Origin of the sequence: Terribacillus sp. AE2B 122 (assembly GCF_902497585.1) — a bacterium.
Classification (GTDB): domain Bacteria; phylum Bacillota; class Bacilli; order Bacillales; family Amphibacillaceae; genus Terribacillus; species Terribacillus saccharophilus_A.
This window is the reverse complement of sequence record NZ_LR700943.1, coordinates 68,874-85,981: the sequence shown is the minus strand read 5'-3', so window position 1 is coordinate 85,981 and position 17,108 is coordinate 68,874. Positions and strand designations below refer to the sequence as shown.

The window sequence follows — 17,108 nt, the reverse complement described above, 5'->3', positions numbered from 1 at the left end:
TCACGAACCAAATTATACCATTAAAAAACGAAGGATTTCTCCTTCGTTCACTCTGCTGCTTGCGCAACTGGTACTGCATTCGGTTTTGGTAATGGTTTAGCGAACTTCTCTTTGAAGTAGCTGATAACAAATGAAGTAACTGCTATGGAAACAATGGAATAGATACCTTTGATAAGACCTACTGAATAAAGACTGACCATAACAACACAGAAATCAAAGATAAAGTTGATTGTTCCAGGATTTGTTCCGAAACGTTTCTGCAGGAACAAAGCGAGGATATTGGCTCCTCCTAATGATGCTTGGTTCGCAAAAAGGATGATCAAGCCAAATCCGATAATCAGGCCGCCAGCCACAGCTGAAACGATGCCCGGCAGTTCAATAGCGGGATAAAACGGATGGAGAAATGAGAATAACGTCAGGATTGATACGGATAGAATTGTAGTTACCGTAAAACGCCAACCCATATTGATAAATGAAAAGATATAGAATGGTATGTTGATAATAAAGAAGACGACACCGAAAGGCATAGACATTAGATATGATAATCCTAAGGAAAGCCCTGCTGTTCCTCCTGTCACCAGCTCAGCGCTTTTGAGCATATACAGACCAATGCTGGCCAGGAAACAGCCGAGAATAATTTTAAGATACTTTTGCGGCAAACGAATTGCTCCTCTCCAAGTTAAAATCCATGTTGAAACACGCCCGCAATTGACAATATGAGCGTTTAAAATCACGACATCCTGTTTATTCACTTTCTATGTTAGAATAAATAACATAAGAAATGAATAGATATTTGCAGGCAATATCATGATTCGGGTTTCATAATGAAAATTATATGCAGGGATCACCTGCAATGTGAAAGGAGAACAAATATGGATCACATCGATCGTACGCTGCTGGAGCTACTGCAGCATGATGGGAGGATAACAATAAGCGAATTATCCAAGAAGCTTGCACTGAGCAGACCGAGCGTTTCAGAACGGATAGCAAGGCTTGAGGAGCGCGGTGTCATCGAGCATTACACAGCCCGAGTAGCGCATGCGAAGGTTGGACTGGATATTTTGCTGTTCATCCAGGTTAGTGAATTGAAGATTCCTCATTTGGAGTTTGAAAATCTGATTGCAAAAGAAGAAGCTGTGCTTGAATGCCACCGGGTGACCGGACCGATCAATTATTTGCTGAAGGCAGCAGTCCCTGACATGAATGGCATGCGGGAATTGATCGATCGGCTGATTCCATATGGGGCATTCAATACATCAACTGTGCTGACATCTCCGGTAGCTTACCGGGCATTGCTGCCTAGGGAAGATCAGTAATGCTTCCATTCCTGTTGATAGATTTCAATCAAATGAGGATCAACCAATGTATTGGGACGAAGTGTTACTTTCTCTCCATCTGCATTGGTGATTTCCTTATCCTCATCCTTTCCGAATTCTGTCATTCCAGGAATCATAGACGACTTTAAGTATTCGGTTGGTACGGTAACGTCAAGATTTTCTGGATCGATTGGATTCCTGCTAGCCATAACAAATCCCCAGTTGCCAAAACTCGGCACATCCAGATGTAAATTTTCCGTTTCCAACCCTGTTGCACGAATTGTTTCGTCTATTGTCCAATAGGATTCAGTTGCGAACACCGGACTTGTTGCCTGAACGATCATCGCTCCCTCTGGATGCATGTGATTGCGCACTAAAGAGTAGAATTCCTCGGTATACAGCTTGTTCAAACTCTCATCATTCGGATCAGGCAAATCGACGATGATGACATCATAGACCTGGTCCGTTTCCTTTAAGTAAGTAAAGGCATCCTGATTATGGATGGTGACTTTGTCATTCAGCAGCGAGCGATTGTTCAAGTCGAGCAGCCTCGGCTCCGTCTCAGCCATTTTTGTAACAGCAGGGTCGAGGTCAACTAGTGTAATATCCTGAACATCATCATATTTCAGAATCTCATTCGCCGCTAAGCCATCCCCTCCCCCAAGTATGAGAACGTGTTCATGCTGTTTAGCTTGTGACATAACCGGGTGTACAAGTGCATCATGGTAGCGATGCTGATCGAACGAACTAAACTGTAATCCGCCATTCAAATACAGCCGCAAATCATCTCCATCCTGGGTTAGAATGATTTTCTGATATTGGCTTTGTTCCATGTGAATGATTGGATCCTCGTAAAGCTTCTGCTCAAATGAAAATGCAGTTGCTTCTCCAAAAAAGACACCAAGTATGAGCAGAATTCCGATGATTATACCGACTGTAGCGTGCAGTACAACCCGCTTCACTTCTTCCCGGAATAACCAAAGGACGACCAGTGCCACTATTAAATTGACTAGGCCAACTAAAAAAGCTGATTTGACGATTCCGAACTGCGGGCGCAGCAAGAAGGCGAAAAGCAGCCCACCAATAAGACCGCCTGCATAATCACTGAAAAGTACTCTTGCTGTACTGCGGCCAATTGTCTCCCCGATCTCATTCGCTTTCCTAATGAGAATCGGCAGCTCTACTCCGGTAAGCGCTCCAACGATAATGGTGACGAAATAGAGATAGAACGCATCTGTTCCGTCAGGAGTGTATGCTGTGATCCCAAACATAGTAAAACTCGAAAAGCCACCAATCAAAGCTACAAAGAATTCGATATAAATGAATGCGAGAATAAGTCGTTTCGTCACACGTTCACTTATGCTGGCGCCAATACCCATACCAGTCAAAAACAAAGAGATGGTGAGTGTATATTGCTTCACACCATCTCCGAGAATATAGGACCCAAGAGCCCCGAACAAGACTTCAAATATAATACCGCAAATGGAAACGATACCGGAAGCCCAATAAATGAATGAGGTTTTATTTGTTACTTTCTGCTGCATGTCTTTCATCTCCGAACTTCTTTTAGCTTACGTAATGGACGCCCCGATGACGAACCCAAGACCAATTGAAACAGCTAAAGAAATAATCCCAACTGCGACATTGTTTTCTTTCAGCTTGGATTGAACAGAAAAACGCCGTGTCACACCCTCAAATACGAAGTAGGCAATCATCTGCAGAACGACACCATACGCGCCCCAGATAAGTGTTTCCCAAAGTTCACTGCTGTGATAAATGGAGAATGACAGTACAAGACAGATTCCAATGATCTTACCGCCAATCGATAAAGCCACAGCTGTATTGCCCTTTTCAATTTCTTCCCAGTCCTTGTATTTATGTGTGATCAGCTCAAAAATGATAAGACCGATGATAACGATCACAACTGCAATGATAAAGTATAGAAAAGTCGATAAAAATGGATTCATGATTCTATGCCTCCTTATAGGTTTGTTTATTTACCAGCATCTGGTCCGCCGCCTCGATAGTTAGACGTACCGCGTCTCGTACTGCTGCCGCCCGAACCGCCATCATCATTCGACCGATATGTCGACGTGTAGCCGCCATAACAGCCGCCGCTCTGACAAGTATCCATTCTGTTCTGGCTCCAATTACTGCCAAAGAGAGAATTCAATAGAGCAAATGTAAAGAATGTATTTAAATAGTTCGGTGAGTAGTTATTCCGCACAAATGTCCGGTCCGCTACTTCTATCAATGTGACATCCTCATCATCCTCACTCGGTTTCAAGGTAATGAAGACATCGTCGTAAATCATTATCTGCTGTCCGTTCTTCTTATCGCTGATTTCATCCGGTCCTTCGGCTTGTTTGAACAGTTCTTCCAATTCGTCTACTGTATAAAGGCGCGTTGCATATACATTTGCACTGCCGCGTCTATCACCGGAAACAACATCAAGCAAATAGAAGTTATTATCAATCAATGTTTCGATTGATTCCCCTACGCTATTCTCAAACTCTGAAGTAACTGTCTCCTTATCAGGTTCATCCGGTATATCACTGACAGAAGCAGTTTGCTCCTCGGAATTACCGCACCCAGCCAAAATAAGAACAAATACCATGCAAAATCCAGCCAGCCAGTATTTCATGAAGGCTCCTCCCTTCTTATCGATTTCCATATGTAAAGCAGACAGACGAAGACCCTTGCTTCACGCAAGGGTCAGCCTGCCGATGGCAATGGCTGCTTATTCTTTACCCATTTTCTTTTTCAAAGCAGCTAACTCATCGTCGACACCATTCTTATCAAGTGCAGCAAATTCATCATCTAAGGAACGATTGGATCGGGACATATCCTCACTCGTCTCAGCTTCTGCTTCATACTGCAATACTTTTTCTTCCATACGTTCAAAGCCGCCGCGGGACTCGTCACTGCCAATATTGGACATTGTACGGTTCATCTTCGTACGTGTTTTGGCAGATTCCGCACGTGCTTTCAAGGAATCTTTCTTCAGCTTCATTTCAGCATATTCTTTTTTCATTTCATCCAATTTCTGACGGATGGACGCAACATCACTGGATGCGCGCTCCCAAGATGCGTAAAGTGAATCAGCTGTCTGCTGATGTGTCTGCTTATCTTCCAAAGCTCGGCGTGCTAAATCATCATTACCAGCTTCGATTGCTGTCTCAGCCTGTTGCTGACGTTTATCCGCCATAGCCTTGGCATCATCGTATTTGCGTTTCAGCATCTTTTCATTAGCAATTTGCTTCGCTACCGCAGTTTCCGCTTCACGAATATCCGCTTCCATGTCACGCATGAACTGATCCAGCATTTTCACCGGGTCTTCCGCTTTATCCAGCATTGCATTCAATTCTGAGTTTACGACTGTTTTTACACGGTTAAAAAATTTAAACATAATAATTCTCTCCTTTGATTAATTTAATTTGAACCCGCAATGATTTTAATTTCACGCGGTTTGATTTCATAGCCATAGCTGACTTCAACTTCGCTCCCCCAGCCTTCAAGGCCAAGGAAATGTTCTTCATCCTCATCATAATAATCCGCAAAATGGACGATCGAGCCGTTCACATTACGGCTTCTTCCTTCACCAACGACTCTAGCTTCACCCTGCTCATCAAGGAAGTAAGTCCGGCCTTCATGCGTCAGCTGCTTCGGATATGGTTTCGATACCGATAGCGGGATTTTTTTATATATTCCCAGCTCCAGTTCATCATCCATTTCAGCTGATAGCCATATGGTCGTATCCCCTTCCACCAGCTGGTAATCGAACCATTCATAGTTCCCTTGTCGGGAAGTGATTTTTCCGACTACTTCATAGGTGACCAAATCGTATTCGACGATGTCGCCCACTTGGATGGATAGTGCATGACGTTCCCTTACAGCAGGACGCTCAGGGGACTTTTTCTTGAATATACGGGAAAGAATACCCAAAACCTTTCACCATCCTCTTATCTTGTATCTTATATACGTGCAGGGATACAGAAGGTTTCAAACTTTTTTCCTGCTTATAACTAATTATACAGGTGTACAGCCGGACATGCATGGACTTACTACGCAAAACAGGATTATCAGAGTCAAAAGAAGGGGAAAATAGCTACAGATTGTCACAAAGGAGAAATTGTATGATCATCCGTTTCGGCTACGTATCTACTGCATTGAATTTATATGAAGCATCACCAGCAAAGACTATGACATTCGCCAGATGGTCGAAGCTAGAAAAAGAAGAAAGAACGGCACAGCTGCAAGCAATTACAAGGGAAAACCTGGAGCGTACAATCCGTATCCTTCACTATAATATTGCCCATCAAATCAAGCTTTACCGATTTTCTTCCTCCGTTGCGCCACTCGCGACCCACGAAGAAGTTGGATGGGACTATATCTCGCCCTTCACTGACTTATATGAGGAGATTGGACGGCTAGTGCGGGAATACGGCATCCGCGTAAGCTTTCATCCGAATCAGTTTACCCTTTTTACAAGCGATAAACCGCATATTACTTCAAATGCTGTCAAAGATATGCAATACCATTACAATATGCTGACTGCTATGGGATTAGAAGACGAAGCATATATCAACATCCATGTCGGCGGTGCATATGGAAACAAAGAACTTGCCCTGGAGCGTTTCCACGAAAACATCAAACAGCTTCCCGATCCGATTAAGAGACAAATGACGTTGGAGAACGACGACAAGACGTATACAACAACGGAAACATTGGAGGTATGCGAAAGACACCAGATCCCAATGATGTTCGATATCCATCATTACATGGCAAATCATACAGAAGAGGAGCCATTAGAAGAGATTCTCCCGCGTTTTATGGCTACATGGAAAGACCGTAAACATGTACCAAAAATCCATACTTCCTCTCCTAAGTCAGAGAAGGCATATCGCAGTCATGCTGACTATGTGGATGTAGAATTCCTGATGCCTTTAATTAAGCATTTAAAAGAAATTGGCCAATCAGTGGATTTCATGATTGAAGCAAAACAGAAGGATAAAGCCGCGTTACAGCTGGCAGAAGATGTCGCTCGCATACGGGGTGTGAAAAGAATAGGAGAAGCTACAGTAGAATTATAAGAAAACAGGCATTCCATCAGCGGAATGCCTGTTTTCATTTCAATTTAATTGCTCCTAGGTCTTTGCTATAGCGCAGTATACATTCGCGTAGCTGATTAATCGCTTCATTCAGTTATTACTTTAATAGCGCCAGCATTGCTTATACATGAGGTGTTGCTTGGGAGGTTCCGCTCATCATCGCATAATAATGGCGCTGATAGTTCCACCTTACTACCAACTGAGGAGAAAGAGGCGATCTTATTTTTTAAGTCAAAACTGAAACAGCAATCACTTTGTCGAAGTCTTCTGGATAATCCGATTGATAGCTTACATTACTTGCTTCTGAATTTAGTCCTTCGGTTCCTTAAATAAAGTACCAAACCTGTAGCAGCTAACATGACCCCTGCCACTATCATATTGCCGATTGGGGAGGCTGTATCAGGCAAATGCTTTCCTTGTTGGTCATCTTGATATGGTTTACCAGCTGATTTATATGTAAAAATAATTTCATCTGTTTCCCTATTCGAGTCGTCAGCCTGCTGCACAGTCCGTAAATTAATCTTCGCCTTTTCGTCAGAGTCAACCTGCTGCAGCACAGTTACTGAATCAACTTTCTCCTTTTCAGCAGAGTCAGCTTCAACTGGTGTATTAATTGGATTCACATCAGTCTGATCATCAGTTATGGGAATGTCCTGAGTTGTATTAACTTCTTCATCATTCCCTTCAGATGTACCTACCTCGTTTTCGATATGCTGTTCAAATTCCTTTATATATGCTGACAGTTCTTCAGGAGTATGAAAATCATCAAGCGTTAGATCTTCAGCAGCAAGCTGCTGATCAAGCTGCTCTCGATCCATTCCCGCTTTTTCTAAAAGGAAATGAACAGACACTTCATTTATATTTTGATAAATCATGTCATTTACTTCGTTCAGGTTATCGTAGTTGTATAAATCGAAGCCATATGCGGCAAACAAATCTGCCAGTTCATCTATTCTCAGTTTCAAATCATCTGCCAAAATACGTAATTCCTCAGTTGTAACTTTTTCTTCCTTCACTTCATCTCCTGCATTTTCTGACTCGCTTCTACCTGAGTCATTTGAGACAAGCTCTTCCTCTTGTACTGGAGCAGGAAATTGAATCAATCCATAACCATAGAGTACATCTCTTCCTTCCCGTCCCAGATCCTTACTGTACTGCTGGAGACGCGTCCTCAATTGCAAATTGGTATCATCAGGAAACTGCTGCTTCAACAACGCGAGCATGGCTGAAACATGCGCCGCGGCCTGAGACGTACCACTCATCACCCGATAATCAGAACCAAGATATGTACTTTGGATATCTGCTCCCGGAGCTGCAAATTCCACCTTGTCACCAATAGAAGAGAACGAGGCAATGTTGTCGTTCGAGTCGGTAGCAGAAACAGCAATGACAGCTTCATAAGCAGCAGGATAATCCAGCGGATGACCAGCTCCTTCATTTCCACTAGCAGCCACTAACAGGATTCCAGCTTGATAAGCTTTTTGTACGGCATCCTCCAGGGCATCACTTTCATCCGCAGCCCCCATGCTCAGATTAATGATGTCCATATTATTCGAAATGGCCCAATTTATTCCTTCTAACAAATCGGAAAGATATCCTTCCCCTGTATCATCCAGCACTTTAACAGCAAAAAGATCCGCATCCGGTGCTATGCCATCTGTTCCACGCTCATCATGCTCTGCACCAATAATTCCGGCCACATGAGTACCATGCCCCTCATCATCCTCGTAGGATGTTGTGTAATCAACAGCCGAATAGCCTCCTGTTATATGCAATTCCTGATGCGAATAAATTCCACTATCCATAATGGCGATTTTGACACCTTTACCTGTTAAGCCATCTTCCCAAGCTGCTGAAGCCTGAATGGAAGCGATATTCCATTGGTCCAGAACCGGCGTTTTAGACTTGTCAACCACATCGCTAGTTGAAATACTAATCTTGCTGTCAAGCTCTACATATTTAATATCAGGATTTTCTTTCAATACATCAATTGTTTCTGTATCCGCTGAGATTGCTGCAGCCGATAATTGTTCATACTGCTCCTCTATTGCAGCATCACTTTCCTGAACTGCTTCTTCTCCTTGTTTATTTTTATAGACGACAATGACTTGTTTTTCTTCTTCCGCATAGGAATGATTGACAGGAAATAAGCAAGTCAATCCTACTAATAGTGATACAAATACGACATTTCTTCTCAAAAGCTTATTCATTGCTAGTTTCCCCTCAACTAAGTAGATTCTCTCCTTTATATCGGCTGAAACCATTCAAACATGAAAACAACTAGTGTGATTTATATAAAAAGCTAACATGAAAAATCAAGCAACCTGTGCCCTAAGAGCATAAATTGCTTGATTCTCAAGTTAAAATATTCAAGAAGTACAAATACGTACAGCTTCCTCTCTCTTATTCACTGTATACTCCTCCCCTACCTTATCTAGCAGTCCAGTTTTTTGAAGCAATCGCTCTGGCTGCCCGTGAACACCAAGGAAAAGCAGCTGTTTACCATCAGCTTCATAATGATCGACGAGTTTATGCAAGGCAGCCTCGGCGGATGTATCCATATAGGAAACCTTTTGCAGGTCAAGGATAAGGGAATCTGGTTCCTCATTTATTGTCTTTTCCACTACTTCCTCCAATATATCAGTGGATCCGAAGAACAACGGACCTTCGAATTGCCACATCCGCACGCCATCTGTTTCCTTTACATGAATTTGTTCGTCTTTCACAAAGAGCACGGTGCTCATACGTTTGACGAAAACAACAAAGGCGAGTAATAGTCCGCAGCCGACACCGACAGTCAGATCAGCAAGTACCGTCAACGCAAAAGTGACAATCAGGATGAAGGAATCGAATGTACGCATTTTGATAATATGGGCTACTTCTTTACGTTCACTCATATTCCAAGCAACAACCATAAGAATTGGCGCCATGCTGGCTAGCGGGATGGCAGAAGCATAAGGAGCAAGCAGAAGCAGGATGATCAGGACAAAAGCACAATGCACCACTCCGGATACAGGCGAGAAGGCATTACTCCGTATATTTGTTGCAGTCCGGGCTATTGCTCCAGTGGCTGGAATACCTCCGAATAGCGGGACAGCGATATTCGCCACACCTTGACCGATCAATTCCCGGTTGCTATGATGTTTTGTTTTCGCCATATTATCAGCAACTGTAGCAGACAGGAGTGATTCCACCCCGCCCAATAAGGCAATAGCCACAGCAGATGGCAGCAGGTAGAGAATCTTGTCCAAAGTAAAAGCCGGTAACTGGAGTTGTGGCAGCTGGCTCGGTATATCACCATACACACTGCCGATGGTTGCCACCTGTCCTTGGAAAAACAGGACTGCTACAACTGTCGATAGAATCAAGCCTGCGAGTGCTCCAGGTACTTTCGGCAAGATTTTAGGCGTGAGGAGAATGGCAGCAAGGGACACACCTGCGATGATCAGGCTGTATAGATTGATTGTATCCGCAGCTGCAAGCAGTGCTTGCATTTTCGGAAGGAATCCCTCTTCTTGTTCAGCCTGAATACCCGTGAAATTCCCGATTTGCCCAGAAAAGATAATGACCGCGATTCCTGCTGTGAAACCGACTACTACTGGACGCGGGATGAATTTGATCAAACTCCCGAGCTTGAGCAGACCGAAAATGACGAGCAATATCCCAGCCATTATGCCTGCCACCAAAAGATCCTGATAGCCAAATTGAATGACAACACCTAAGAGAATCGGAACAAATGCTCCAGTTGGCCCGCCGATTTGGAACCTCGATCCGCCCAGCAATGAAATAAGCAGACCGCCGATGATGACTGTATACAGTCCATATTCAGGATTTACTCCCGATGCAATAGCAAAAGACATCCCAAGCGGAATGGCGACGATGCCAACGATAATTCCCGCAATGATATCCCGACGCAGCGTTTGCAGATTATAACCGCTGTATCTTCCAAGCCTTTTCATTTCATCACTACCCTTCATTTTGTTGTCACCTTGCTTTTTTGTTTGCATACATTGCAAGAAGCGCCCTGCTGCAACCTCCTTTACAGATTCATTGGAATTAAGTATTCGACAAATGCCGAAATTTGTATATCGTACCCATAGGCTATAAATCTTGCTATTCTCATAAATGTGCCCTTGCTTTCTTTAGTTTCTTAATCCTAACTATCTTCCTGCTCACATAGAAGCTAGGTTCGTAAAATCTTAGTAAACGCCGTTATATATAGGCTTGTTTGTAAAATGTTTGTAAGCTTATTATTTTGCCCATACTTTCTGCCTGTCCCTTTCTGCCCGTGACTAATCACATGTTCTGATGCTAGTTATCAATCTAATCTCCTCTTTAGATTATTAGAATTCTTATATATAAGAGAAAGATTAGAATTTGCTTAGAGTATTTATATATGCTAATATACGCATATAAGCATATAAGAGGAGCGTCTATATATGAAGTACGATACACACTTGGAACTGACAGATGAGCGATTGACACATGTTTCGCAAATCTTCAAAGCCCTCGGCGATCCGACTAGAATCCGAATCCTGCACTTGCTGCTCGATAAGGAATACAGCGTAAATGAAATCGCAGAGAAGCTCGAGATGCATCAGTCCACTGTCTCTCATCAGCTGAGCTCAATGAAAAAAATTCGGCTCGTTAAATCGAGACGCGAAGGCACGACGATTTATTATTCCCACGATGACAAGCATGTCATCGATCTACTGACAGAAGCTATCAACCACGCCTGCCATAACTAACTAATCGGAGGAATATGTATGGGACACGGACATGCACACGATCATGGACATGATCATCACCACCATCACGGACATAATGCGAATAAAAAAGCCTTACTGATCAGTTTTATTTTGACAGCTGGATTCATGCTGATTGAAGCAATAGGAGGCTTCCTGACGAATAGTCTTGCTTTGCTGTCAGATGCCGGTCATATGCTAAGTGACGCTGTATCTCTCGGAGTCGGTCTGTTTGCCTTTATACTAGGTGAGCGAGTAGCTAATTACAGTAAGACATACGGTTATAAGCGATTTGAAATATTGGCTGCCTTATTCAATGGAGTCACGCTCATCCTTGTGTCCCTCTACATTTTCTATGAAGCAATCCAGCGTTTCCGCGAACCTGCAGAAATTGCTTCCGGGGGCATGCTGATCATTGCTGTCATCGGTTTCCTTGTTAATATTCTAGTTGCCTGGATTCTGATGCGCGGTGATACGAGTGAGAATCTGAACGTACGCGCAGCCTTCCTTCATGTAATCGGCGATTTGCTCGGATCTGTCGGCGCTATCGCTGCTGCGTTGCTCGTGCTTCTATTCGGCTGGAATTGGGCCGACCCAGTCGCAAGTGTCATTGTAGCTGCCCTAGTAATTATAAGTGGCTGGCGTGTAACAAAGGATGCCATTCATGTGCTGATGGAAGGAACGCCGCGGAATGTGGAAATGAGTAAAATCATTGATTGTATCGAGAAAGCACCCGGTATAATTTCCATTCATGATCTGCATGTGTGGAGCATCACCAGCGGTCAGAACGCTCTTTCCTGTCACGCTGTAGTTCAAGGTGACTTGCTAGTCGAGCAAAGCCAAGCAATGCTGCGGAAAATTGAGCATGATCTAGAGCATTTAGGAATCGGTCATGTGACGATCCAAATGGAAACAGCAACCCACACGCATGAGGAATCACTCATGTGCCAGCATGACACCAGCGCCCATATACATGTCCATGAACATTGAGAAGACGGGGATAATATCCCGTCTTTTTTCTGTCATTTCGATTGCTTTTTTCCTAAACACGAAAAAAGCGCCCTAATGTTAGGAACGCTTTCCAGGTCGCTTTTATAACTATTCACATCTAGACTGCCTTTTGTTCCGCATCCAGCTTCCTAATATCAAGCTGCGGGGTAATCATATACAAAATGAAAGTACCAGCCAGACCAATCATTGTAAGTAATATCCCCATCGTAATTGATGACAGAAATCCACTGAGTGTAACAGTCAAGGAAACAATCAACATGGAGAGATTGTACTGAAGACCTCCGAATGCCATGTATGCACTGCGCTTGTCATCCGGGGGAATTGCTGCCATATAGGACTGCTCCACTGGCACCCGGAATACCTCACCGATTGTTAGTACTGCCATCATGATGAACAGCACCCAAATCTGATTCGAAAATGACAGCGCAGCATATCCCATTGTAAAGATGAGACAGCTGGCAACGAGAACGAATCTGTCCTTCATCCCAACAATAAGCTTGGCAGCAAATAAGGCAAGCAAGGCAACTAAGATCGTATTTTCACTTCGTAACAAACCCATCATTTTTACGCCATCTATTTCCCAAAACAAGAATTGCTGTGTCGGCATTTCTTCCGACAATCGGATTCCGATATAACTTGTCAGCTGGAATTCCATGCTCAGCACTAGGATTCCGCCAGCAATGAACCAGACAAACAGTCGATCCTGCATGACTGATTGATAGGTCCCGAAAATCTGTGTCACGTGCTGTAACGGTTTGACCTCCACTTTCTTTGGAAAATGCGTCTCCGTGATAAAGAAGTACACGACAAACAACGTTCCTGCTGCGGCGATTGTCAGCGCCATGAATAATTGGAATAAATAGTTCTCAAACATGAAGGCTCCAGCGATACCACCTAGGGCGATGGATAAGTTACTAGCCCAATATCCAATAGAATAAATGAGACGTCGCTGATCTGGTGTACTAACATCAATCAGCATGGCATCATTAGCCGGCCCAGCTAATCCCCAGCAAATACTATTGAGCATGATCATCGCATACGTTATCTCAGCTGATTCGAACCATGGTGAATTACTAACCATCATCATGAAAAATGCTACCAGCCGGAGTGTTTCAGCTAGCAGCATGATTTTGCGCCGTCCGAATAAATCACTAAAGTAACCTCCAAGCAAGGACATCCCGATTCCGAGGAATACATTGACAAGCAGCAAGAGACCTGCCACTTTCGCTCCGAAATGCATCGCCAAGTAAATGGTCATAAATGGGGTTACCATACTGCCGATCAAGCTGGACACGAAGGATTCCACGAGCCTTATCTTTATATTTGGATGAAAATCCCTAAAACGCATCGTATCCCCCCTTTTTCTATATTTTCTAATTATATAGATATTTTACAGGAAATTCCACGGGGTATTAAAATAAAAAATGACCCCAGACTTTAGCCTGAGGTCATTCCGAATGTGCTTGCAAAAAATTGATCATATGATCAAAGCTGTATTGTGCTTCTTCCAAATATAATTTTCGCTGGTATTCATGCCCGGCAGCTGGATGCGAGGAGTCAAAGAACATTCTCTCTACATCCACTCCTGCCTTCTCAAGTTCATCTGCCATCTCTACGCTTTGGGGGTGCAGTTTATCAGACTCACCTGATGAAATGAAAGTAGGCGGATAATCCGACGTAATCTGAAAGACTGGAGACATATCTCGCAGCCGAGGATCATGCGTATAATTTTTGTTTCCTGTATATGACCACAAGAATGTCGTCATATTGTTGAAGCCCGTCTGCTGGGCATCCTCCAAGTTCAATACACCATTATAAAGCAGTGTACCCCGAATCTGATCCGATTGTAGTGCTGAATTCTCCCCAATAATTGATTCCGTAGTTGGATTGGTAGCCATTGCTGCAACCATACCGGCTAGGTTTGCACCCGCCGATCCCCCGCCAATGAATACTTGTTCCGTATCTCCGTGGTAACGGGATGCTTCTCGCAATGCAAAGCTGATAGCATCATTCAACTGATAGAGTTGTGTCGGAAAGTTATATTCCGGTGCCAACCCGTAGTTAACGTTCACGACCAGATAGCCTTTTGATGCAATCCACATTGTGAATGGATTTTGGGCTGCCTTGTCGCCTCCAATCCATCCGCCGCCATGGATATAGATAACGATTGGAAGTGTTCCCTGGGCATCCTCGGGATAATAAAAGTCCAATTTACCATCATAGTTTTCGGTCGGATAGGCAATATCCTTCACAGCTACGACATTTTCCGGATCGGGTATATTCGGCTGTTTATTGCTTTGATCAATTGCCATAAATGCTCTAATCTCAGAAGAAAAGAGACTGCCGATGAGGAGCAGGATTCCAATTGCCAAAATGATGACACCTGAAATCCACACTCTTTTTCTCCGCAACATGCTATCTCTTTCCTCCCCTCTGTTCGCTCATACGCTGTCTCATGCTATTAGCTTATAATAAATACGGTGTAATATCCAAGCCTTGCGTCTGTCCAAGTATTACCTCTGCTACCAGTTTCCCAGAAAATGGCGCAAGGTTGAGCCCAGCAGGACCAAATCCTGCAGCCAAGTGAAGTCCGTCAACGTCCTTCACTGGACCTAGAATTGGGTATGGGTTCGGACCCGCAGGACGAAGACCTATGCGGAATTCTGTCACTTCCTCATCTGCAAGACCTGGTGCGACCTTCAGTGCTTCCCGTAATACTTCCTGCATGCCGGCAGCTGTCTGCTTTGTATCGTAACCAGAACCCACTTCTCTCGTAGCACCCGCCACAACCTTTCCGTCATCAAAGCCGAGCAGATAGTGGCTGCTTTTCGGTAGGATGACAGGCCAGTTGCTTGTATCAGCGTCAACATGCATATGCATGATTTGACCTTTTTGTGGCTCTACCGGAAGTTTGATATTAACTGTTTCCAACAGCGTATTAATCCACGCTCCAGCTGCTGCAACAACAGTATCAGCTTCGATTATTTCTTCGTTGACACGTACACCGATGACCTTGTTTCCTTTATGAAGCAATGACGCTTCTCCCTGCACGTATTGAACACCGTGTTTTTCTCCTGCATCCAGTAAAGCCTGAAGCAGTTGTCGTCCATCAACACGCGCCGCTCCTTCAAGGAAGAGGGCTGTCATATCTTCCCGCAATGGTGGGAATTTAACTCGCGCTTCTTCTGCACTCAGTCTTTTGATTTCCCCGATTTCCGGTGTCTCAACCCGCTGTTTATAAGCAAGTTTTTCCAGCTCATCCAGACGCTTCTTACTTGCACTCACATACAATGCCCCTACTTGCTTATAACTCACATTATCCTGACCATCTTCCTTGAGCATCTCAAGCAGCTCAGGATAATAGATAGCACCTGCTTTGGCTAAACTGAAATAAGGCTTGACTCTTACACGCTTTGACAGCCAAGGAGAAATGATACCTGCTCCAGCAGCGGTGGCTTGCCCTTTTGCTTTTGAATCGACTATCGTCACTTTGGCTCCTGATCTGGCCAAATGATAGGCTGTACTGGCTCCGGCGATTCCTCCGCCCACAACAACGATATGCATAACGTTTCCCCCATTTTCTTTTCTACCTATTATACACGCATGCAGCATCTGTTTCAGTGTATACCTTTCATGCTAAACTAGTAATATAAACTCCAAGGAGATGAAAATGATGAAGCAAACATTGATCGACCGCCTTACTACATACGCAAAAGTGGATACACAATCAAACGAAGACATCGAAACAACCCCTTCTACCACGGGACAGCTTGAGCTGGCAAATATGCTTGTTGAAGAGCTGAAACAAATTGGGATGGAAGAAGTCACAATTGACGACAATGGTTATGTGATGGCAACACTGCCAGCTACCACAGACAAAGACGTTCCAGTTATTGGTTTTATGGCACACGTTGATACAGCGACAGATTTCACTGGCAAGAATGTCAACCCACAGGTGATCGAAAACTTTGACGGAAATGATATCACACTCAACGAAAAGCTAGATGTTGTACTGTCCGCAGCTGAATTTCCTGAATTGCCTGGCTACAAAGGACATACACTGATGACGACAGATGGAACAACACTTCTTGGGGCAGATAACAAAGCCGGTATTGCAGAGATCATGACTGCAATGGAGTATTTGATCCAGCATCCTGAAATCAAGCATGGCAAAATACGCGTTGCCTTCACACCGGATGAAGAAATCGGCCGCGGTCCGCATAAATTCGATGTAGAAGCATTCGGTGCTACATACGCTTATACAATGGATGGCGGTCCACTAGGTGAATTGGAATATGAAAACTTCAATGGTGCACAAGCCAAAGTTACTTTCAACGGTAACAATGTACATCCAGGAACAGCTAAAAACAAGATGGTAAACAGCATGAAGATAGCGATGGAATTCCATGACAAGCTGCCAGAAGATGAAGCACCAGAATATACAGAAGGACGCGAAGGTTTCTTCCACCTGCTTTCTATCCAAGGAGACGTCGAACAGACGAAGCTGCAGTATATTCTGCGGGACCATGATCGAGAAAAATTTGAGGCGAAAAAAGCGTTGTTCGAAGAAATCACTGCAGAAATCAAAGCAGAATATGGTGACAAGAGCATTCAGCTTGATATGCATGACCAATATTACAACATGCGTGAGAAAATCGAGCCCGTCATGGAAATCGTTGATATTGCATCCGATGCGATGAAGCGCCTGGACATTGAACCAGTGATCAAACCGATTCGCGGTGCGACAGATGGATCGCAGATTTCTTATAAAGGCTTACCGACACCAAACGTCTTTACAGGCGGAGAAAACTACCATGGTAAGTTCGAATATATTAGCGTCGACAATATGGAAAAAGCAACAAAGGTTATTATTGAAATTGTAAAACTGTACGAAGAACAAGCAAAATAAACAAGGAGCCGGTTTC

General features: G+C 43.8%; 16 protein-coding genes. 5 read left to right on the top strand and 11 right to left on the bottom strand.

Annotated features, from left to right (window positions below; translation table 11 throughout):
• Window positions 1-47: 47 nt before the first annotated feature.
• Entirely contained in the window at window positions 48-659 is a 612-nt protein-coding gene (locus AE2B122_RS05720) for a YitT family protein (RefSeq protein ID WP_095219146.1), read from the bottom strand.
• 213 nt (window positions 660-872) lie between these two features.
• Between AE2B122_RS05720 and AE2B122_RS05715 the strand changes: the two genes are divergently transcribed.
• Entirely contained in the window at window positions 873-1,316 is a 444-nt protein-coding gene (locus tag AE2B122_RS05715; protein ID WP_095219145.1) for an Lrp/AsnC family transcriptional regulator, read from the top strand.
• Here AE2B122_RS05715 and AE2B122_RS05710 read toward each other — a convergent pair.
• From AE2B122_RS05710 to AE2B122_RS05690, 5 genes are all read right to left on the bottom strand, one after another.
• Entirely contained in the window at window positions 1,310-2,860 is a 1,551-nt protein-coding gene (locus AE2B122_RS05710; protein ID WP_254593431.1) for a polyamine aminopropyltransferase, read from the bottom strand. The two genes, AE2B122_RS05715 and AE2B122_RS05710, sit on opposite strands and share 7 nt — an antisense overlap.
• A gap of 27 nt (window positions 2,861-2,887) precedes the next feature.
• Window positions 2,888-3,283 (bottom strand): DUF350 domain-containing protein, encoded by a 396-nt coding sequence (locus AE2B122_RS05705; protein WP_095219143.1) that lies wholly within the window; start codon window positions 3,281-3,283, stop codon window positions 2,888-2,890.
• A 26-nt stretch (window positions 3,284-3,309) separates the two neighbouring features.
• Window positions 3,310-3,960: a DUF4247 domain-containing protein gene (locus AE2B122_RS05700; RefSeq protein ID WP_175073349.1), complete on the bottom strand. Its 651-nt coding sequence runs from the start codon at window positions 3,958-3,960 to the stop codon at window positions 3,310-3,312.
• Between the two features lie 96 nt (window positions 3,961-4,056).
• Complete coding sequence (locus AE2B122_RS05695; protein ID WP_095219141.1) at window positions 4,057-4,725, bottom strand: PspA/IM30 family protein; 669 nt, start codon at window positions 4,723-4,725, stop codon at window positions 4,057-4,059.
• Between the two features lie 23 nt (window positions 4,726-4,748).
• Window positions 4,749-5,261, bottom strand: a complete 513-nt coding sequence (locus tag AE2B122_RS05690; RefSeq protein ID WP_095219140.1) for a DUF4178 domain-containing protein — start codon at window positions 5,259-5,261, stop codon at window positions 4,749-4,751.
• Between the two features lie 191 nt (window positions 5,262-5,452).
• Here AE2B122_RS05690 and uvsE point away from each other — a divergent pair, with 191 nt between their 5' ends.
• On the top strand, window positions 5,453-6,409 hold the full coding sequence (gene uvsE, locus AE2B122_RS05685; protein WP_095219139.1) for a UV DNA damage repair endonuclease UvsE: 957 nt from the start codon (window positions 5,453-5,455) through the stop codon (window positions 6,407-6,409).
• A 311-nt stretch (window positions 6,410-6,720) separates the two neighbouring features.
• Here uvsE and AE2B122_RS05680 read toward each other — a convergent pair whose 3' ends face one another.
• Window positions 6,721-8,637: a S8 family serine peptidase gene (locus AE2B122_RS05680; protein ID WP_175073348.1), complete on the bottom strand. Its 1,917-nt coding sequence runs from the start codon at window positions 8,635-8,637 to the stop codon at window positions 6,721-6,723.
• A gap of 159 nt (window positions 8,638-8,796) precedes the next feature.
• Entirely contained in the window at window positions 8,797-10,386 is a 1,590-nt protein-coding gene (locus AE2B122_RS05675) for a SulP family inorganic anion transporter (protein WP_095219265.1), read from the bottom strand.
• Window positions 10,387-10,866: 480 nt separating this feature from the next.
• Here AE2B122_RS05675 and AE2B122_RS05670 point away from each other — a divergent pair, with 480 nt between their 5' ends.
• Together AE2B122_RS05670 and AE2B122_RS05665 are read left to right on the top strand one after the other, a co-directional pair.
• Window positions 10,867-11,175: a metalloregulator ArsR/SmtB family transcription factor gene (locus AE2B122_RS05670; RefSeq protein WP_095219137.1), complete on the top strand. Its 309-nt coding sequence runs from the start codon at window positions 10,867-10,869 to the stop codon at window positions 11,173-11,175.
• Between the two features lie 18 nt (window positions 11,176-11,193).
• Window positions 11,194-12,162 (top strand): cation diffusion facilitator family transporter, encoded by a 969-nt coding sequence (locus tag AE2B122_RS05665; protein WP_095268920.1) that lies wholly within the window; start codon window positions 11,194-11,196, stop codon window positions 12,160-12,162.
• A 118-nt stretch (window positions 12,163-12,280) separates the two neighbouring features.
• On the opposite strand, the gene AE2B122_RS05660 is transcribed toward AE2B122_RS05665, so the two are convergent.
• The 3 genes from AE2B122_RS05660 to AE2B122_RS05650 form a co-directional block, all read right to left on the bottom strand.
• Complete coding sequence (locus tag AE2B122_RS05660; protein ID WP_175073347.1) at window positions 12,281-13,531, bottom strand: MFS transporter; 1,251 nt, start codon at window positions 13,529-13,531, stop codon at window positions 12,281-12,283.
• A 100-nt stretch (window positions 13,532-13,631) separates the two neighbouring features.
• Window positions 13,632-14,597 (bottom strand): alpha/beta hydrolase, encoded by a 966-nt coding sequence (locus tag AE2B122_RS05655; RefSeq protein WP_175073346.1) that lies wholly within the window; start codon window positions 14,595-14,597, stop codon window positions 13,632-13,634.
• 52 nt (window positions 14,598-14,649) lie between these two features.
• Complete coding sequence (locus tag AE2B122_RS05650; protein ID WP_095268926.1) at window positions 14,650-15,747, bottom strand: FAD-binding oxidoreductase; 1,098 nt, start codon at window positions 15,745-15,747, stop codon at window positions 14,650-14,652.
• 109 nt (window positions 15,748-15,856) lie between these two features.
• Between AE2B122_RS05650 and pepT the strand changes: the two genes are divergently transcribed.
• Window positions 15,857-17,092: a peptidase T gene (gene pepT, locus AE2B122_RS05645; protein ID WP_095219132.1), complete on the top strand. Its 1,236-nt coding sequence runs from the start codon at window positions 15,857-15,859 to the stop codon at window positions 17,090-17,092.
• The last annotated feature ends 16 nt before the right edge of the window (window positions 17,093-17,108 follow it).